This is a genomic window from Paraburkholderia aspalathi (assembly GCF_900116445.1).
Classification (GTDB): domain Bacteria; phylum Pseudomonadota; class Gammaproteobacteria; order Burkholderiales; family Burkholderiaceae; genus Paraburkholderia; species Paraburkholderia aspalathi.
In genome coordinates this window covers 52,240-71,146 of sequence record NZ_FPBH01000018.1, presented here as the reverse complement: position 1 = coordinate 71,146, position 18,907 = coordinate 52,240, and the positions used below count along the sequence as shown (strand labels likewise).

12 protein-coding genes are annotated in these 18,907 nt (G+C 63.7%); 5 read left to right on the top strand and 7 right to left on the bottom strand.

Annotation, left to right across the window (positions count from 1 at the left end; genetic code table 11):
• Positions 1–80: 80 nt before the first annotated feature.
• Entirely contained in the window at positions 81–842 is a 762-nt protein-coding gene (locus BM438_RS25065) for a glycosyltransferase family 2 protein (RefSeq protein WP_093639450.1), read from the top strand.
• A gap of 58 nt (positions 843–900) precedes the next feature.
• Here BM438_RS25065 and dnaE read toward each other — a convergent pair whose 3' ends face one another.
• Positions 901–4,476 carry a DNA polymerase III subunit alpha gene (gene dnaE, locus BM438_RS25060; RefSeq protein ID WP_093639447.1) on the bottom strand — a complete coding sequence of 1,192 codons (3,576 nt, stop codon included), beginning with the start codon at positions 4,474–4,476 and terminating at the stop codon, positions 901–903.
• A gap of 271 nt (positions 4,477–4,747) precedes the next feature.
• On the opposite strand from dnaE, the gene BM438_RS25055 reads away from it, so the two are divergent.
• Together BM438_RS25055 and gluQRS are read left to right on the top strand one after the other, a co-directional pair.
• Positions 4,748–5,611, top strand: coding sequence for a sulfurtransferase (locus BM438_RS25055; protein ID WP_093639443.1), 864 nt, complete (start codon positions 4,748–4,750; stop codon positions 5,609–5,611).
• Positions 5,612–5,738: 127 nt separating this feature from the next.
• Complete coding sequence (gluQRS, locus tag BM438_RS25050; RefSeq protein ID WP_093639440.1) at positions 5,739–6,623, top strand: tRNA glutamyl-Q(34) synthetase GluQRS; 885 nt, start codon at positions 5,739–5,741, stop codon at positions 6,621–6,623.
• Between the two features lie 105 nt (positions 6,624–6,728).
• Here gluQRS and BM438_RS25045 read toward each other — a convergent pair whose 3' ends face one another.
• From BM438_RS25045 to purT, 6 genes are all read right to left on the bottom strand, one after another.
• A complete protein-coding gene (locus BM438_RS25045) occupies positions 6,729–8,216 on the bottom strand; it encodes a DEAD/DEAH box helicase (RefSeq protein WP_093639437.1) in 1,488 nt (495 codons plus the stop codon).
• A 377-nt stretch (positions 8,217–8,593) separates the two neighbouring features.
• Positions 8,594–10,030, bottom strand: a complete 1,437-nt coding sequence (locus BM438_RS25040) for an aldehyde dehydrogenase family protein (protein ID WP_093639434.1) — start codon at positions 10,028–10,030, stop codon at positions 8,594–8,596.
• An 85-nt stretch (positions 10,031–10,115) separates the two neighbouring features.
• Positions 10,116–11,768 carry an acetolactate synthase large subunit gene (locus tag BM438_RS25035; RefSeq protein ID WP_093639430.1) on the bottom strand — a complete coding sequence of 551 codons (1,653 nt, stop codon included), beginning with the start codon at positions 11,766–11,768 and terminating at the stop codon, positions 10,116–10,118.
• 283 nt (positions 11,769–12,051) lie between these two features.
• Positions 12,052–12,420, bottom strand: a complete 369-nt coding sequence (locus BM438_RS25025) for an MliC family protein (protein WP_093639424.1) — start codon at positions 12,418–12,420, stop codon at positions 12,052–12,054.
• A 115-nt stretch (positions 12,421–12,535) separates the two neighbouring features.
• A complete protein-coding gene (locus BM438_RS25020; protein WP_093639421.1) occupies positions 12,536–12,748 on the bottom strand; it encodes a DUF6726 family protein in 213 nt (70 codons plus the stop codon).
• A 137-nt stretch (positions 12,749–12,885) separates the two neighbouring features.
• A complete protein-coding gene (gene purT, locus BM438_RS25015) occupies positions 12,886–14,100 on the bottom strand; it encodes a formate-dependent phosphoribosylglycinamide formyltransferase (RefSeq protein WP_093639418.1) in 1,215 nt (404 codons plus the stop codon).
• A 183-nt stretch (positions 14,101–14,283) separates the two neighbouring features.
• Between purT and BM438_RS25010 the strand changes: the two genes are divergently transcribed.
• Positions 14,284–14,823 (top strand): META domain-containing protein, encoded by a 540-nt coding sequence (locus BM438_RS25010; protein ID WP_093639415.1) that lies wholly within the window; start codon positions 14,284–14,286, stop codon positions 14,821–14,823.
• Positions 14,824–15,085: 262 nt separating this feature from the next.
• Positions 15,086–18,832 (top strand): DNA translocase FtsK, encoded by a 3,747-nt coding sequence (locus BM438_RS25005; RefSeq protein ID WP_093639412.1) that lies wholly within the window; start codon positions 15,086–15,088, stop codon positions 18,830–18,832.
• The last annotated feature ends 75 nt before the right edge of the window (positions 18,833–18,907 follow it).

Below are 18,907 nucleotides of genomic sequence, written 5' to 3'. Positions count from 1 at the left end.
GTGTCCGGCCACGGCCACCGCGCGCTGTGTATACTTGCGCGACCCATTTCGCCACCCTGCACCCTCCACGCAATTCAGGTATGCAAGAAACCACCCTCGGCGTCGCCATCATCACCAAAAACGCGGCGGCGCGACTGGCCGAATGCCTGCAGGCCGTGGCCTTCGCCGATCAGATCGTCGTGATCGACGGCGGCAGCACCGACGGTACCGCCGAGATCGCCCGGGCGCACGGTGCGCGCGTGCTGGAGCAAACCGACTGGCCGGGCTTCGGTCCGCAAAAAAACCGCGCCGTGGACGCGCTGACCACCAGCTGGATTCTCTCGATCGACGCCGACGAAATCGTCACGCCGGAACTGGCGGCGGCGATCCGTGCGGCGCTGGCCGCGCCCACCGCCGATGTCTACGCGGTGGACCGGTTGTCGAGCTTTTGCGGCCACTGGATTCATCACAGCGGCTGGTATCCGGACTGGATTCCGCGCCTGTTCAAACGTGGCGCCGCGCGTTTCTCCGGCGACCTCGTGCACGAGCGCCTGGTGTTCGACACGCCGTCGCAGCGCCTGACCGGCAAGTTGATGCACTACTCCTACGAGGACTTCGAAGGCGTATTGCGCAAGCTCGACGCGTATTCGACAGCGGGTGCGCAGCAACGTCACGCAGCCGGCCAGCGCGGCAGTTTTGGCAAGGCGCTCGGGCGCGGAGCGTGGGCGTTCGTGCGGACCTATGTGCTGCGGCGTGGATTTCTCGACGGCCGCGCGGGTTTTATGATCGCGGTGTTCAACGCCGAAACGGTGTACTACCGGTTTTTGAAGCTGGCGCGGATGGGGGAGCAGACGCGGCGCTAGCGCTGCGGCTCGCCAACGGTTAGCCCACGCCCACGCAACCGCGCGGCCCAACCAGACATCAATAAACGATTTCGATCGAGCTTCCGGCAAACTCGCCGCGCAATGCCGCGAGCAGTTCGTCAGTCGGCTTCACGCGCCACGCGTCGCCCAGACGCATTTCGCCTTGCGCGTTTTCGCTGCGATAGACCACCTGCACGGCGAGGCCGTTCGGAATCTGCACAGCCTGACGCTGGCCACCGCCGCCATAACCGCCGCCGTTGCGGCCACCGCCGCCGCCATTGCCACCCCGCGATGACGCCGCCGGCGCCGGCGCAGCTTGCGGCTCGTCTTTACCCGCGCTATGCGCTTCGAGCACGCGCCGCAACGCCAACGCGTCCGCATTGCCGTTCATTTGCACCTTTACGGCTTCCGCGTAACGGCAACGCGCGCGGCCGAGGTCCATCACCGTGTCGACCGTGAAACGGATGCCGCCGGTGAATGCGTCGTTACGCGCCTGGCCCTGCACCACCAGTAATTCGTCTTCCTTGAACAGCTGTTTGTGCGCTTCAAAGGTCTCGTTGAAGACAGTCACTTCGCATTGACCGGTGCCGTCGTCGAGCAGCGCGATCAACATCTTGCCGCGCTGGGTCATCTGCGTGCGCAGCGACGCGATCACGCCAGCGACTAGCTTGTCGCGCCCTTCCTTCAATTCGCCGATCTTCTGACGCACGAAACGGCGCACTTCATCTTTGTAGGCATCGAACAGATGGCCCGACAGGTAGAAGCCGAGCGCCGCCTTCTCTTCCTGCAACTTCTTCTTTTCCGGCCATTCCGGCTCGTCGACCAGTTCGTGACCTTGCGACGGCGCATCGCCCATATCGAACAGGCCCGCCTGCATCGCATTGGCGCTTGCCTGCTCGGCCGCTTCCATGGCCAGCGAGACCGAGGCGATCAGCTGTGCGCGATTCGCATGCAGCGTGTCGAACGCCCCGGCGCGGATCAATGCTTCCACCGTGCGGCGGTTGACGATCCGGCGGTCGACCCGGTTGCAGAAGTCGAAGATGTCGATAAACGGACCTTCTTCGCGTGCGCGGATGATTTCTTCGATCGCGTTCTGGCCGCTGCCCTTGATCGCGCCGAGTCCGTAGCGGATCGTTTTCGAGCGCTTGCCGTCCGCTTCCGCGACCGGCTCAAAACGGTATGCCGACAGATTGACGTCCGGCGGCAGCACGGCCATCTTGTTCGTGAGGCAGTCCTCGAACAGGATCTTGACCTTGTCCGTGTCGTCCATGGCGAGCGACATATTCGCCGCCATAAATTCCGCCGGATGGTGCGCCTTCAGCCATGCGGTGTAGTACGCAAGCAGCGCATACGCCGCCGCGTGCGACTTGTTGAAGCCGTAGCCCGCGAACTTCTCCATCAAGTCGAAGATTTCGTCCGCTTTCTCGCCGGCCAGCCCGTTCTTCGCGGCGCCCTGGCGGAACAGCTCGCGGTGCTCGGCCATTTCCTCGGCCTTCTTCTTACCCATCGCGCGACGCAGCAAGTCGGCGCCACCGAGCGAGTAGCCGCCGATGATCTGCGCCATCTGCATCACCTGCTCCTGGTAGACCATGATGCCGTAGGTCTCTTTCAGAACAGATTCAACGCGCGGATCCGGATACTCCACCACCTCGCGGCCGTGCTTACGCGCGCAGAAGCTCGGGATCAGGTCCATTGGGCCCGGACGGTACAACGCGACCAGCGCGATGATGTCCTCGAAGCGGTCAGGCTGCGCGTCTTTCAGCATGCCTTGCATGCCGCGGCTTTCCAGCTGGAACACGGCGACCGTATTCGCCTTCTTCAGGATCGAGAACGACGCAGCGTCGTCGAGCGGGACCTGCGCGAGCGACCAGTCTTTCTTCGACGGATCGAGCCGGCGGATATAGCGCTCGGCCCAGTCCAGAATGGTCAGCGTGGTGAGGCCCAAAAAGTCGAACTTCACGAGGCCGACGGCTTCGACGTCATCCTTGTCGTACTGGCTCACGACGCCGCTTTCATCGCCCTGCGTATAGAGCGGGCAGAAATCGGTCAACTTGCCGGGCGCGATCAGCACACCGCCGGCGTGCATGCCGACGTTACGCGTGAGACCTTCCACGCGTTGCGCGAGTTCGAGCAGCTGATGCACTTCGTCTTCGTTATCGAAGCGCTCCTGCAAGAGCGGCTCTTCCTTCATCGCGTCGGCGATGGTGACGTGCTTGCCCGGCTTGAACGGAATCAGCTTGGCGATGCCGTCCGTGAACATATAGCCGAGATCGAGCACGCGGCCGATGTCGCGCACCGCCGCTTTCGCCGCCATCGTGCCGAAGGTGGCGATCTGCGACACCGCGTCCGCACCGTACTTCTCTTTCACGTACTGAATCACACGGTCGCGGCCGTGCTGGCAGAAGTCGATGTCGAAGTCGGGCATCGACACGCGTTCCGGATTCAGGAAACGTTCAAACAGCAGGTTGTAGCGCAGAGGATCGAGGTCGGTCACACCGAGCGCATACGCGACCAGCGAACCTGCACCCGAGCCCCGGCCCGGACCGACCGGCACGCCGTTGTTCTTGGCCCAGTTGATAAAGTCCGCAACGATCAGGAAGTAGCCAGGAAAGCCCATCTTGATGATCGTGCCGCACTCGAATTCGAGGCGCTGGTAGTACGTCTCGCGCTGCGCCTCGCGCTCGGCCGCATCCGGATACAACTGTTCGAGACGCTTTTCGAGGCCTTCTTTTGACAATTGCACGAGGTAGTCGTCGAGCGACATGCCGTCGGGCGTCGGAAAGAGCGGCAGCTTCGGTTTGCCGAGTTCAAGCGTCAGGTTGCAGCGCTTGGCGATTTCGACACTATTGGCGAGCGCCGACGGCAAGTCCGCGAACAGCTCCGCCATTTCTTCCTGCGTGCGGAAATACTGCTCGGACGTAAAGCGCTTAGAGCGGCGCGGATTCGCCAGGATGTCGCCTTCCGAAATACACACGCGCGCTTCGTGCGCGGTGAAGTCGTCCGGCGTCATGAACTGCATGGGGTGCGTAGCCACCACCGGCAATTTCAGCGACGCCGCGAGCGCAACCGCCTGCTGCACGTATTGCTCGCCGCCCGGCTGACCGCAGCGTTGCAGTTCGATATAGAAGCCACCGGGGAAAACCTTCGCCCAATGCAATGCGTTGCGTTTGGCCGCTTCTTCGTTCCCGGCCGCGAGCGCGAGGGCGACGTCGCCCTGTTGCGCGCCCGACAACGCGAGCAGGCCTTCGCCCAGGCCGGATTCGAGCCAACCGGCTTCGATTTCCGCGCGGCCGCGATACTGGTTGGTGAGCGATGCCTTGCTGAGCAGCTCGCACAGATTCAGATAGCCGCGCCGATTCTTGACCAGCAGCAGCAAACGGGAAGGCTTTTCGCGGTCGTCAGGATTGGTGATCCAGACATCGCAGCCGGCAATGGGTTTGACCCCTTTGCCGCGGGCTTCCTTGTAGAAACGGACGAGACCGAACGCGTTGCCGAGGTCGGTGAGGGCGAGCGCACCCTGACCGTCTTTGGCGGCGGCCTTGACGATGTCGTCAAGACGCACGATGCCGTCGGCAATCGAGAATTCGGAGTGGACGCGAAGATGAACGAAGCGGGGATCTGACATGGGCGACATTGTAACTCCACCCTTCCGGAGTTTTCAGGCCAAAACCGCGCGTTAGCCGTTCAGCTTAGGACAGAAACGCGAGCGCGCCGTACACCGGCGTTGTGCAGGCGATTTGCGCTGCCGCAAAGGGTTGGCCATTCGGCCGAGTCGGCCAAAGCGCCAGCTTGAGGGATAATACGGGTTTCGCCCTTTTCGACGTGGCCGCGCCGCATGGAGTTTGAATGCGGGCGTTTCAATGCGCCCCGTTTTCCGCGCCGCCACTTCTTACCGCTGGACACACATGAGTATCGTCAATCTCGCCGCGTATCATTTCGCGACCATCGAAGACACCGCCGCATGGCGCCCGTTCGTTACGGAGCGCTGTAATACGCTCGGCTTGCGCGGCACCATCCTGCTGGCGCCGGAAGGCATCAACCTGTTCGTCGCCGGCACGCGCGAAGCCACAGACGCGTTCATCGACTACATCCGTCACGACGCGCTGTTTGATGGCAAATTCGTCAATCTGCAGTTCAAGGAAAGCCTGTCGGACAAGCAGCCGTTCACCCGCATGCTGGTCAAGCTCAAGCGCGAGATCATCACGATGAAAAAGCCGGCCATCCGGCCGGAGCTTGGCCGCGCGCCGTTTGTCGACGCCCCCACGCTGAAAAGCTGGCTCGACCGCGGCCATGACGACGAAGGCCGCCCCGTCGTGATGCTGGACACACGCAATGCATTCGAAGTGGACGTCGGCACGTTCGATGACGCGCTCGACTACCGCATTACGAAATTCAGCGAGTTTCCGGAAGTGATCGAACAAAACCGCGCCGATCTGGAAGGCAAGACGGTCGTGTCGTTCTGCACAGGCGGGATCCGCTGCGAGAAGGCGGCGATCCACATGAAGGAAGTCGGCATCGAGAACGTGTACCAGCTCGAAGGCGGCATCCTGAAGTATTTCGAGGAAGTCGGCGGCGCGCACTATCACGGCGACTGCTTCGTATTCGACTACCGTACCGCGCTGAATCCGCAACTGGAGCCCACTGCAACCGTGCAATGCTTCGGCTGCCGCGCGGTGGTGCCACCCGAAGCGCAAAAATCGCCGATGTACGTGGCGGGCAAGACGTGTCCGGAATGCCATCCGGACGGCAAGGCGGCGCACGCCGCGTGATGCGGGCGATTGCAGCGGGCGGGCGTCTTCACGTTGCGGCCCGCCGCCCCCATACGGATTCATGGCTGAGCGGCATGGGTCCTTCAGTTGCTCTTCGTCTTTGCGCATCAGCACACCCATCGAACCCATGACCTATCGTGGACGCTTCGCGCCGTCGCCTACCGGGCCCTTGCATTTCGGCTCACTGGTGAGCGCGCTCGCAAGCTGGCTGGACGCACGCGCGCATGGCGGTGCGTGGCTGCTGCGGATCGAAGACATCGACGGGCCTCGCACCGTCCCAGGCGCGGCCGAGGAGATTCTGTCGACCCTCGAGCATTTCGGCATGCACGCAGACGAGCCACCCGTCTGGCAAAGCGACCGTATTGCCCGCTATCAGGAAGCGCTGGCGCAATTGAAGGCCGTCGGCCTAGTCTATCCATGCGGCTGCACGCGCAAAGAGATTGCCGACTCGCTGCTGCATGTCCACGCGCGCAACACCACGCTTGCCTACCCCGGTACCTGCCGCAGCGGCCTGCATGGCAAACCAGCGCGCGCATGGCGCCTGCGCGTGCCCGACGGCGACGCGGCGGTGATCACATTCGAGGACCGCTGGCAGGGCAAGCAGACGCAGAACCTGGCCACCGAGGTCGGCGACTTCGTGCTGAGACGCGCTGACGATCAGTGGGCATACCAGCTGGCGGTGGTGGTCGACGATGCTGACGCGGGGATTACTCACATCGTGCGCGGCGCGGACTTGATGGATTCAACAGCGCGACAGATCTACCTGCAGCGTTGCCTCGGCGTGCCGACCCCCGAGTATCTGCACGTACCGGTGGTCACGAACGATCAGGGCGAAAAGCTCAGCAAGCAAAACGGCGCAACGGCATTGGACAATGACAAACCGCTTGAAACGCTGAGCGCAGCTGCGCGTCATCTGGGTCTTGAACTAGACGGGACCGGGTATACAACGCTAGAGGGCTTTTATGCTGCCGCGACGGCAGCATGGGCGCAGCGCACGGGCGTGCAACTGTGATGTGATGGCGGCGGGCCGTAGCGGCCGCCCCGAACAGAGGCAGCGCCGGTGAACCGCTCAGAAGAGAAACGCTAAAAACAACAAACCCAAGCAAAGAGTCAGCAATCAGGTCGACGACGGCGACTTCCTCGGCATCCCAAACCCACCGAGCAACGCAGCCAACGGCTGCTTGGAAGTCGACTTCTGCGGAGCCGCAGCAGACGAGGCAGCCGCCTCCTCAACCTTCCTCACCGAAGCCGCCGAAGGCTCATAAGGCTTGAGGAAAAAATCATCCACAGGCTGCGCACGATGATGATGCGGCCGATCGAACGATCCCGAGGACGAAGCCCCCGAACGCCGGCGACCGCCCCGCTCGTCACGGCCCTCTGCACGGCCATCCACGCGCTCGCGCCGCGGCGGACGCTCTTCATGGTGGTGCCGCACCGGCGTATCGACGGTCAGGTGTTGCACTTCCAAAGGCCGCTTGATCAGCTTCTCGATATCGGCAAGCTGCTTGCGCTCATTCGGGCTGCACAGCGACAACGCATCGCCGGACGCCCCAGCACGCCCGGTACGGCCAATCCGGTGTACATAGTCTTCCGCATTGAACGGCAGATCGAAGTTGATCACGGCGGGCAGCTCGGCAATGTCCAAACCGCGCGCAGCGACGTCCGTCGCCACCAAAGCCTCGATCTCGCCACGCTTGAACGCATCCAGAGCCTGCATCCGCTCATTCTGGGTCCGGTCGCCGTGAATCGCCGTGGCGATCACGCCGTCGCGCTCCAGGCTCCGCGCCAGCCGGCTCGCGCCGATCTTGCTGTTACAGAACACGATGACCTGCTTGAGGCCGCGGTCGCGAATCAGCTTAACGACGGCGCCCGTCTTGTCGCCCTCGGCCACTTCATAAACGATCTGCGTCACATTGGTTGCAGTCGAATTGCTGCGCGCGACTTCGATCGTCTGCGGGTCGCGCAGATACGTGGCGGCGAGTTTCTTGATTTCGCCCGAGAACGTAGCCGAAAACAGCAGCGTCTGACGTTCCTTCGGCAGCAGGTTCAGGATGCGCTGCAAATCCGGCAGGAAGCCCATGTCGAGCATCCGGTCGGCTTCGTCGAGCACGAGGATCTGCACCTGGCCGAGATTGGCGGTTTTCTGTTGCACGTGATCGAGCAGACGGCCTGGCGTGGCGATCAGAATCTCGACGCCGCGGCGCAGTTGCTCGGACTGTGGATTCATATCGACACCGCCGAACACCACGGCGCTGCGCAGCGCCGTGTGCTTCGCGTACGCCTGCACGTTCGCCGCCACCTGGTCGGCCAGTTCGCGGGTCGGCGTGAGGATCAGCGCGCGCACCGGATGGCGGGCGGGCGATGCACTCGTGCTGGCCTGCGGCAGCAAGCGCTGGATGATCGGCAGCGAGAAGCTCGCGGTCTTGCCGGTGCCGGTTTGCGCGGCGCCCATCATGTCCCGGCCGGCCAGCACGACGGGAATCGCCTGCTCCTGGATCGGCGTAGGGATGGTGTAGCCCGATTCTTTGACGGCTTTCAGGATGTCGGGCGCGAGACCGAATTGATCAAAAGTCGCAGTACTGGGCGTGACGGCTGTGTCGGACATGGTGGCTTTCGCTAAAAATGCGCTTGGCGCGGTGCGCGCGGCAGCGGTCGGAACCGCAGAGGGCATCAGGATGAAGGCGGAGCCACGGCGTTCCGCACGGGACCCGTCAGTATTACGGGAAAAATGCGGCCGGCTCCGGCCGGCGGAAACACCCGCCGGAAAGGCCGGTATTGTAGCACTTCAGCAAAAACACTCATGGCGCATCTGCCGGCTTTCTGCTTACGACGGCGAAAGCCGGGCGGCGAGCCGCTCGCCGGACCGCCCGTGCCGGCCCCGAAAGCGACCTGCGAGGGTCGGAACGCTTCGCAGGCAGCGTAGTGCGCGCATGCGACAGATGCATGACAGTCCGGCTCAACCCGACCCGCCGCACCACCCCGTCACCACGTCTCGCGCATCACCATCAGGCGCATCTCGGTCATATCCTCGATCGCGTAGCGCACGCCTTCGCGCCCGAGCCCTGAATCTTTCACGCCGCCATACGGCATGTTGTCGACCCGGAACGACGGCACGTCGTTGATCACCACGCCGCCCACGTCGAGCAGATCCCACGCGCGATGCGCATGGGCGAGCGAATCAGTGAACACGCCGGCTTGCAGGCCGAAGTCGCTGTCGTTGACAGTAGCGAGCGCCGCGTCGAAATCGTCGAAACGCTCCAGAATCGCCACCGGGCCGAAGGCTTCCTTGCGATAGAGGTCGGTGTCGCGCTTCACGCCTTCGAGCAGCGTGGCCTCGAACATCGCGCCATCCACCTTGCCGCCGGCGACGATTTTCGCGCCCGCCTGCACCGCGCTTTCCATCCAGCCGGCGAGACGGTTGGACTCCGATTCGGAGATCATCGGCCCGACAAAGGTCTTTTCGTCCTTCGGATCGCCCATGATCAGCGACTTCGTCTTCGCGATCAGCTTCTCGCGCAGGGCGTCGTAGATCTTCGCGTGCACCAGAATCCGCTGCACGCCGATGCAACTCTGCCCGGACTGATAGAACGCGCCGAACGCCAGCCGGTCGACCACGTAGTCGAGCTTGCCGCCCTGATCGCCGTCGACGATCGCCGCCGCGTTGCCGCCCAGCTCCAGAATCACCTTCTTCTTGCCGGCCTTTTTCTTCAGTTCCCAGCCCACCGCGGGCGAGCCGGTGAAGGACAGCAGCTTGAAACGCTCATCGGTGGTGAACAGATCGGCGCCGTCGCGATGCGCGGGAAGAATCGAGAATGCACCTTTCGGCAGGTCGGTTTCAGCCAGAATCTCGCCCATGATCAGCGCGCCGACCGGCGTGCGGCTCGCCGGTTTCAACACGAACGGCACGCCTGCGGCGATCGCCGGCGCGACCTTGTGCGCGGTCAGGTTCAGCGGAAAATTGAACGGCGAGATAAACGAGCACGGACCGATCGGCACACGCTTCACATAGCCGTGATAGCCCTTCGCCCGCGGCGAAATCTCCAGATTGATGATCTCGCCGTCGATGCGCACCGACTCTTCGGCCGCCACCTTGAACGTGTCGATCAGACGCGTGACCTCGCCTTTCGAGTCGTTGATCGGCTTGCCGGCTTCGATACACAGCGCAAGCGCCAATTCGTCGTAACGCTCGCGAAACCGCTTCACGCAATGTTCGAGCACGGCCTGGCGCTTGAATGGCGGGAACGCGCGCATTGCCGGCATCGCGTCGACGGCATAGCCGATCGCTTTGTCGATCGCCGCCGCGTCCGCCATCGCCACACGGGTCGCCACTTCGCCGCTGAATTTATCCGTGACTTCGAGGTCCGTGTTGGCGGCCACCGCAACGTTGGCGAGGTAGTACGGGTAAGTTTTGTTCAACATGACGCGTTCTCCTTGATCCAATGCCTGACATCAGCCATAGAGCCGGCCAAGGGCCAGGCCCCGTTGCCGAGCATGGCCGCACCATTCATAGTTGGGCGCTTAGCCGCTTGATCTCGCGATTCAGCACACGTTCGTTGTCCGAGTAGTCGATCGGCAGATCGATCACATGCACGCCCGGCGTCGTAAAACATTCGCGCAGCAGCGGCGCGAATTCCGCGGCCGATTCAATGCGATGCCCCTTCGCGCCGTAACTCTCTGCATACGCGACGAAATCCGGGTTGCGCAGCGTCATGCCGTAGTCCGGGAAGTTCATGTTTTCCTGCTTCCAGCGGATCATGCCGAACGCGTCGTCGCGCAAAATCAGGACCACCAGATCGAGCTTCAGACGCACCGCCGTTTCCAGTTCCTGCGAATTCATCATGAAGCCACCATCGCCGCACACCGCCATGACCTTGCGGTCCGGATGCACGATCTTGGTCGCGATCGCCGACGGCAGGCCGGCGCCCATCGACGCCAACGCGTTATCGAGCAGCAGCGAATTCGGTTCGTGTGCGCGGTAGTAGCGCGCGAACCAGATCTTGTACATGCCGTTGTCCAGACACACGATGCCGTCCACCGGCGTGGTCTCGTAGACGTCGTTGACGATCCGCACCGGGTACATCGGGAAACGGTCGTCGTGCTGGCCTTTGACCAGATGCTCCTCGAAGTGCTGCTTGATCTCCTTGAAACGCGTGAAATCCCAGTGTTCCTGACGCTCCTTGAGGCTTTCCTTGAGCTGCCACACCGCGTTGGCGATATCGCCGACCACCTCGATCTGCGGGAAATACACCGTGTCGACTTCCGCGCCGAGAAAATTGACGTGAATCACCGTCTTCTCGCCGGCGTCGCCGCTGCGCATGAAAAACGGCGGCTTCTCGATCACGTCGTGGCCGACATTGATGATGCAATCCGCGTGGTCGATCGCACGGTGCACGAAGTCACCGTCGGACAAGGTGGCGTTGCCTAGCCACATCGGGTGCGATTCGTCGATTACACCCTTGCCCATCTGCGTCGTAAAGAACGGAATGCCGATCTGGTCGACGAATTCACGCAACATCTTGGTGGTGGTCTTGCGGTTGCCGCCCGCGCCGATCATCAGCAAGGGATGTTTCGCCTTCGTGATCGCTTCGACCGCGCGCGCCACGGCCTTTTCTTCGGCAACGGGGCGGCGGCTGAAGCTCTTCGGAATCGGATGGCCGTCGCCTTCTTCGTGCGCGACGTCTTCAGGCAATTCAAGGTGTGTGGCGCCCGGCCGCTCTTCTTCTGCCTGACGGACCGCTTCGCGCACCGCGGCCGGAATGTTGGCGATCGACACGATCTGCCGCGTGTACTTGGTGAGCGGCTCCATCATCCGCACCACGTCGACGATCTGAAAATGCCCCTGCTTGCTGGATTTGATCGGCTTTTGCCCGGTCACCATCAGCATTGGCATGCCGCCTAACTGCGCGTATGCGGCAGCGGTCACGAAGTTGGTCGCGCCCGGTCCGAGGGTGGCCAGACACACACCGGTGCGTCCGGTGAGGCGTCCATATGTGGCGGCCATGAAACCGGCCGCCTGCTCGTGACGCGTAAGAATCAGACGAATTTTCGAGCGGCGCAGCGATTCGAGCAGATCGAGATTTTCTTCACCGGGGATGCCGAACACGTACTCGACACCTTCGGCTTCCAGCGATTTGACGAACAGGTCCGATGCTTTCATGGAGGGTCTCGCTTGATGAAACGGACGCGGGCCATGAGCCCGCCCGTTGAAGTCCAATATCGGACGATCGAAGACGACGACAGCCGCGCGAGCCAAGCGCAGCCTGACATAACGGCGACAGAGACGACACAGCCGACAGCAATGACAGCGGGCACAGCGGATGCCATGCCGGACAGCTTACTACTCGAACGGAAAGGATGTGCGCAGGCGGGCAGCGCCGCAAGGCAGGTACAAACGTAAGGCGCGGCAGGCGGCGTGTCTGAAGAAAGACGCCGCATCATGCTCAGCGATTGATGGTGACGCAGTCGGACAGCATCGGCGGGGCGTTTTCGCCATCCGTCGCGTCGTACAGGTCGGCGCGCGGGCCCTTGGTCCACCAGGTGTAGCTGCCGGCCTGATACTTCGCGCCGGAAGCGGAGATCGTATTGACGAACAGCAGTTGCTGGCCCTTGACGGGCACGAGCGCGAAGCTCTGGCCGTTCGCCGTGTTCCAGTAGGTCACCTGCAGAATCTTGCCGGTCGCGCAGGTGTATTTGTGCGTCTGGCGATTCCTCGCCTGAATGTCGGCGAGGTTCAATGGCGCGGCCCATGCATTGCCGTACAGCGCCGCAAGACCCGCTGCCGCGGTGACTGCAACAAGCCATTTCTTCATTCGAAGCCTCGATTGTTGTTGCACATCAAGCACGGACGGCACGCCTTGCGCTGCGGCTGTGTTGCGCGCCCGGAACGAACGCTCATGAGCCCTTCGCGAACCGATCGTGGATTGCTTATGGATCGATCACGTCGGCGCAAGCGTCGGTCGGCGCGGCGGCAACGTGCCCGACCAGCGGCACGATCTTCAGTCCAGCCGACGCCACCCGGCACGGCGCAGCGGCGAGGCCGCACCCTGTCATCCCTGCACACAGCGCGAGTATCACACCCAGTGCGCCGAGACGGCCGAACCTTCCAGACCGCACGTTCTTGCGGGTTTCCAGGGGCATACGTACCTCTACTTCAACGAACTTCAATGAGTCGGGTTTCGCGCGCGGCGCGTTTGCGCGGCGCGCGGGTACTTCACTTCACGGCACATCGACACGCCGCAACGCCGCAACGCCGCAAGGCAGCGCTTTAACGCGCCTTACTTCGTGGAAACCGGCCGCACCGCCGCCGCGGCCTGCTTCGCGCGCGAGCGTGCTTCGTCGGTCGTCTCGCCAGTGGCCAGCGCCACGCCCATACGGCGCTTGACGAAGCTCTCCGGCTTGCCGAAGAGCCGCAGATCCGCATTCGGCACGGCCAACGCCGCCGCGACACCTTCGAACGCGATCGCCGTTTCGTCCAGTCCGCCGTAAATCACCGCAGACGCGCCCGGCGCCCGCAGCGACGTATCCACCGGCAAACCGAGAATCGCGCGCGCGTGCAGTTCGAACTCCGAGAAGCGTTGCGAGCACAGCGTGACCAGACCGGTATCGTGTGGACGCGGACTCACTTCCGAGAACCATACGTCATCGCCACGCACGAAAAGTTCCACGCCGAACAGGCCTCTGCCGCCCAATGCCGCAGTGACTTTGTGCGCCACTTCGCGCGAACGCTCCAGCGCGAGCGGGCTCATCGGCTGCGGCTGCCACGATTCGACGTAGTCGCCCGCCACCTGCACGTGGCCGATCGGGTCGCAGAAATACGTGCTGACTTCGCCGCTCGCCGGATCGATCGCGCGCACGGTGAGTTGCGTGATTTCGTATTCGAAGTCGATAAAACCTTCGACGATCACCCGGCCGTGATTTACGCGGCCACCCGCCATTGCATATTGCCAGGCGGTTTCGACATCCGCATCGCTCTTCAGCACCGACTGCCCCTTGCCCGACGACGACATCACCGGCTTCACGACGCACGGATAGCCGACTTTGGCGATGCCCGCGCGCAGTTCCTCAAGCGAATCGGCGAACGCGTACGGCGAGGTCGGCAGACCGAGCTCTTCAGCGGCCAGACGGCGGATGCCTTCGCGGTTCATCGTGAGCTGGGTGGCGCGCGCGGTCGGGATTACCTCGGCGAGGCCGTCGGTTTCGATGGCGGCGAGTGCGTCGGTCGCGATGGCTTCGATCTCGGGGACGATCAGGTGCGGACGCTCCTGTTCGACCAGCGCGCGCAAGGCGGCGCGGTCGGTCATGTCGATCACGTGCGAGCGATGCGCGACTTGATGACCCGGCGCATTCGGATAACGGTCGACGGCGATCACTTCGACGCCCAGCCGTTGCAGCGCGATGATCACTTCCTTGCCGAGCTCGCCGGCGCCGAGCAGCATGACGCGCGTGGCGGATTCAGAAAGGGGCGTGCCGATCCGTTGGCCGATCTGCATGGGGTCTCCAGATAAAAGTCGGATGAGGGTGGGATTGAGTAGAACACGATGTTAACATGCGTCCCCCGATGCGCACCCCGCGCCGTAACCCGCACCGCACCCGCTGCGTCGACGCCGCGCTCGCGTGCGGCGTGCCGAGTGCGTTACCCTTACGCCTTCGCCAGTTTGAAGAGGAACGACGTCATGCTCCAAAGCTCCTCCGCGCGAGGTGTTGCGCGCTTCATCCCTTTTGCGCGCACGGCCATCGCCGCGTTGAGCGTCGCCGCGCTATGCAGCGCGTGCGCCATGCCGAAGCATCCCGACTCGGAAGCGGCACCGCCCGATCCGTTCAACCCGGCCGCCACCCAGTTGCTCGACGACACCAGTTGGGTGCTCAGCGGCTGGAAACAGGCCGACGGCACGGCCCGCGCGATTCCGACCGCGGATCAGGGCGCGCCGATCACGCTCGTGCTCTCTACCGACAAAGGCCAGCGCCACGCCAGCGGCTTTTCCGGCTGCAATCGTTACATGGGCTCGTATGCGCTGAAAGACGGCAAGCTCAGCTTCGGCACCCTAGGCGGCACGCGCATGGCATGCGCGACGCCGGGCGGGCAGATCGAAGCTCCGTATCTCGACGCGCTGAACCACATCGACCGTACCGGCGTGCAGATGCGCGCGCCGCAGCAGATGCAACTGGTGCTCGATAACGGCGACACGCTCACGTTCGACCGCAGCGCCAAGTGATCGGTACGCTTACCATTGAGCGGTTCGGCCGGTGGACCGCCGGGCGGACCGGCAAGCGGATTTGCGGTTGCGGTCGTCACGGTCCGCATGGCGCGCACACGTTGCCGTAGCAGCCGTTGTTTTTCACCGACGGCGGGCCGCACGCCGGCCTGCTTTCCCATTTGACGCAAGCATACTTGCGTCTGCCTTCGAAGCATCGGGCTTCGCCGGTTAAACTCGACGGATTGCGTTCTTGCGCGTCCGTCATTCGTTGATGTCTAGTATGCACACGGTAGTTTTCGGCTGGTTCGGCGGGTCGGCCGTCTGGTTCATTCCTCTTTTCTGGCGCCTCGTGAAGTCGGTGCTGCCGGGCGGCGCAGGCTTGCGCGGCCCCGGCACGATCCGCCTTTGGCTCGGCTTCGTCTGCGTCCTGGTGGCAAGCTGCACGCTGGAGGCGTCGCTGATCGGCGTGGCCGGCGCGAATGGCTTCGGCCACGCGCTGGCGGCGGGCTTCGGTCATCTGCTCGGCCATATCGGCACGCCGCTCGCGGCGCTTGCCCTGCTCCTGATCAGCCTGCCCTGGCTGATCGACTTCCGCTGGCGCGACGTCGCCGTATGGGCCGACGGTGCATTCGGCCTCGGCCTGTCACGCGGCCTCGCCAAGCGCGACGAGGAAGCGCGCCGCCATCGCAGCGTGGATGACGGTTTGCCGTCGCACATGTCGACGTCGACCAATACGATGGCGCCCAAAAGCAATGGACGTTATGCGCGCCCGACCGTCTGGCGGCCACCGGCGAACGGCCGCAGCGCGGCGACGGCTGCCGGTGCGGCTGGTGCCGCCGCGGCCAGGGACGCAGCGGCGCGTGGCGCTGGGGCGAACTGGCGTGCCGGCGCAGTGAAGCCGCGTAGTCAGCCCACGCAGGCGGAGCCGGTGCTGCGCACGTCCGCCGCGACGCCACCGCGCCAGGCACCAAGACAAGTGCCGATGCAGCCGACGACGCCGACACCCTTGCAGAACGCGGACCGGAGCGCATGGATGCCGGCTGAACCGGTCGCGCCGGCCGGATGGTTGCGTGAATCGACAACGGCGCCGCGTGCGCCCGCATCTGCTGCTGGTTCGACAGCGGGATCAGGATCGGCGGCGACTCCGGCTCGTGATGGCGCATCGCAAGTTGGTCGGCGTTCTGCTGGAGAGCAACGTCCGGCGGGATCGTCGGGCGCCGGCTCGGGGGCGGCGGGGGCGGCCGGTTTCGCGGGAGCGGTCGCAGCGCAGGCCGCTGCAGCGCAAGCGGCACCCACCACGGCGACAGCACGGATGGTGTCGGGTTCGGCAGCCGGTTCGGCGATGAACGCCTCGGCTGGCGAAAGCCGTCCGTCGACGATGCCGGGTTCAGCCGCCAATGCAGGATCCTCGGGAAGTCGCTCCACCACTGCCCAGCAGCCGTTCTCGCCTGCTCCGCGCGCAGACACCAACGCCGCGCCTACGCAGGCAACGCGGAGTCCGGCTTCTTTCAGCACGCCGGCCCCGAGTTATACCCGGCCGATGGCGACCGCACAGAAGGTAACGCCACCCGCCAGCGTCCAGGAAACCCTTCGCAGCATCGCGGAAAATGCCGCGCGCTGGACCGACATCGCCGGCGTCAGCCTCGCGCGCAGCAGCAGCGCGGAAAATGCGGTCGTCACTACGACTCCGGACGCTCCGACGGGTGCCGAGCCGACAGTCGAGGCTGGGCAATCGGACGTAGCTTCGTCTTCACATGCGAACGATGATGTTGAAATTGCCGCGGTACCGGATGTCAACGCGCCTTTGCAGGAGGTAGTCGAGGCCGCGCTGGACCACCACACAGCGACGCAATCGCCCGTCGAAACGCCGCGAATCGAAGCCGCTTCTGAAGCGCCGCTCGAGGAAGATACCGAGCCCGTCGTGCAATGGCCGATTGAACCGCCGGTTATCCAGGCGCCGTTGGTTGCGGCACACACACCAGCCACGCAGCATGAAGCACTGGTGCCCACGCCCACGCCGTTTCAAATCTTTGCAGCCCAACTGGAAGCCAGCGACGCGCAAACGGACGTGTCACCACTCGTCGAAGACGAACCGACGCAAGCGCACACTGCGACGCCCGCGCCGATTGCCGAAGCCGTCATCGATAAACCGCTCGCGCCCTGGGAAACCCGAATCGATGCTGTCGCTCCAGTCGATGTGGAAAAAACGGACACCCCTGCCCTATCGGATGTATCGGACGCATTGGAAACAGTGGGCGTAGCCGACGATTTGAACTCGTCAGCCGCTTCGGACGCTTCGGCCATCGTTGCGACCGTAGAGCCGCAAAGCGCCGTATCGCACACGTCGAACGTGGTTCGTTTCCCTAGCTTCGCGGCTCATGCAGCACCAGCGACCTCGGCCACCATCGTCGACGAATCCTCGACCGAGCGCACCGACCCTGCGGAATCCGCAGAGCTCGCAGAACCCACCGAACCCACAATCCAGCGCACACCGCTGCGCGGCCACACCCCCGCCAACGGTTTCGAATTCCACGCACCCGCAGCATCGATGGTCGAATTGCCGACACTCGATCTGCTCGCACGCGCCGACACTGACGTCGAACCCGTTTCGGAAGAAAAGCTCATCGAAACCGGCCTGCTGATCGAGCAACGTCTGCAGGAATTCAAGGTGCCGGTCACGGTGGTCGGCCATTCGGCTGGCCCGGTCATCACGCGCTTCGAAGTCGAGCCGGCGCTCGGCGTGCGCGGCAGTCAGATCGTCGGCCTGATGAAGGACTTGTCACGCGGCCTCGGCCTAACGTCGATTCGTGTGGTCGAGACGATTCCCGGCAAGACCTGCATGGGTCTCGAGTTGCCGAACGCCAAGCGGCAGACGATCCGCCTGTCCGAAATCCTAGAAGCCAGCGTCTACCAGAACTCGCATTCGCAATTGACGCTGGCGATGGGCAAGGACATCACCGGCCATCCGGTGGTCGCCGATCTCGCGAAGGCGCCGCACATGCTGGTTGCGGGCACAACGGGTTCGGGCAAATCGGTGGCGATCAACGCGATGATCTGCTCGCTGCTTTACAAGGCGACGCCCGAAGAAGTGCGGCTCATCATGATCGATCCGAAGATGCTGGAACTGTCGGTGTACGAAGGCATTCCGCATCTGCTCGCGCCGGTCGTCACCGACATGAAGCTGGCGGCCAACGCGCTGAACTGGTGTGTCGGCGAAATGGAAAAGCGCTACCGTTTGATGTCCGCGGTCGGCGTGCGCAACCTGGCCGGCTTCAATCAGAAGATCCGCGATACGGAAGCTAAGGGCAAGAAGCTCGGCAACCCGTTCTCGCTGACCCCGGACGCGCCCGAGCCGCTCGCGCCGCTGCCGCTGATCGTCGTGGTGATCGACGAGTTGGCCGACCTGATGATGGTCGCCGGCAAGAAGATCGAAGAACTGATCGCGCGTCTCGCACAGAAGGCGCGCGCCGCCGGCATTCACCTGATTCTGGCGACGCAGCGTCCGTCGGTGGACGTGATCACCGGCCTCATCAAGGCGAACATTCCGACGCGCGTGGCGTTCCAGGTGTCGTCGAAGATCGACTCGCGCACGATTCTCGATCAGATGGGCGCCGAATCGCTGCTCGGCCAGGGCGACATGCTGTTCCTGCCGCCAGGCACGGGCTACCCGCAGCGCGTGCACGGCGCGTTCGTCGCCGACGAGGAAGTGCACCGGATCGTCGAGTATCTGAAGCAGTTCGGCGAACCGCAATACGAGGAAGGCATTCTCGACGGCCCGGCCACCGAAGGCGCGTCGCCCGATCTGTTCGGCGACACGCCGGATGCCGAAGCCGATCCGCTTTACGACGAAGCCGTTGCCTTCGTGGTGCGCACGCGGCGCGCGTCGATCTCGTCGGTGCAGCGGCAATTGCGCATCGGCTATAACCGCGCAGCGCGCCTCGTCGAGCAGATGGAGACGGCGGGCCTGGTGTCCGCGATGGGCATCAACGGCAGCCGTGAAGTGCTCGCGCCGGGACCGGCGGAATAAACGGCACGGGCTGGTAGCCGCCAACGCAACCAACACAAGCCAGACAAAAAAACTGGTCGCTCGAAGCGACCCGTT

Bases quoted from the DNA above. Each gene is read 5' to 3' on its own strand.
- BM438_RS25065 (WP_093639450.1), top strand. From the start codon at position 81: ATGCAAGAAACCACCCTCGGCGTCGCCATCATCACCAAAAACGCGGCG.
- dnaE (WP_093639447.1), bottom strand. From the start codon at position 4,476: ATGTCGCCCATGTCAGATCCCCGCTTCGTTCATCTTCGCGTCCACTCC.
- BM438_RS25055 (WP_093639443.1), top strand. From the start codon at position 4,748: ATGAGTATCGTCAATCTCGCCGCGTATCATTTCGCGACCATCGAAGAC.
- gluQRS (WP_093639440.1), top strand. From the start codon at position 5,739: ATGACCTATCGTGGACGCTTCGCGCCGTCGCCTACCGGGCCCTTGCAT.
- BM438_RS25045 (WP_093639437.1), bottom strand. From the start codon at position 8,216: ATGTCCGACACAGCCGTCACGCCCAGTACTGCGACTTTTGATCAATTC.
- BM438_RS25040 (WP_093639434.1), bottom strand. From the start codon at position 10,030: ATGTTGAACAAAACTTACCCGTACTACCTCGCCAACGTTGCGGTGGCC.
- BM438_RS25035 (WP_093639430.1), bottom strand. From the start codon at position 11,768: ATGAAAGCATCGGACCTGTTCGTCAAATCGCTGGAAGCCGAAGGTGTC.
- BM438_RS25025 (WP_093639424.1), bottom strand. From the start codon at position 12,420: ATGAAGAAATGGCTTGTTGCAGTCACCGCGGCAGCGGGTCTTGCGGCG.
- BM438_RS25020 (WP_093639421.1), bottom strand. From the start codon at position 12,748: ATGCCCCTGGAAACCCGCAAGAACGTGCGGTCTGGAAGGTTCGGCCGT.
- purT (WP_093639418.1), bottom strand. From the start codon at position 14,100: ATGCAGATCGGCCAACGGATCGGCACGCCCCTTTCTGAATCCGCCACG.
- BM438_RS25010 (WP_093639415.1), top strand. From the start codon at position 14,284: ATGCTCCAAAGCTCCTCCGCGCGAGGTGTTGCGCGCTTCATCCCTTTT.
- BM438_RS25005 (WP_093639412.1), top strand. From the start codon at position 15,086: ATGCACACGGTAGTTTTCGGCTGGTTCGGCGGGTCGGCCGTCTGGTTC.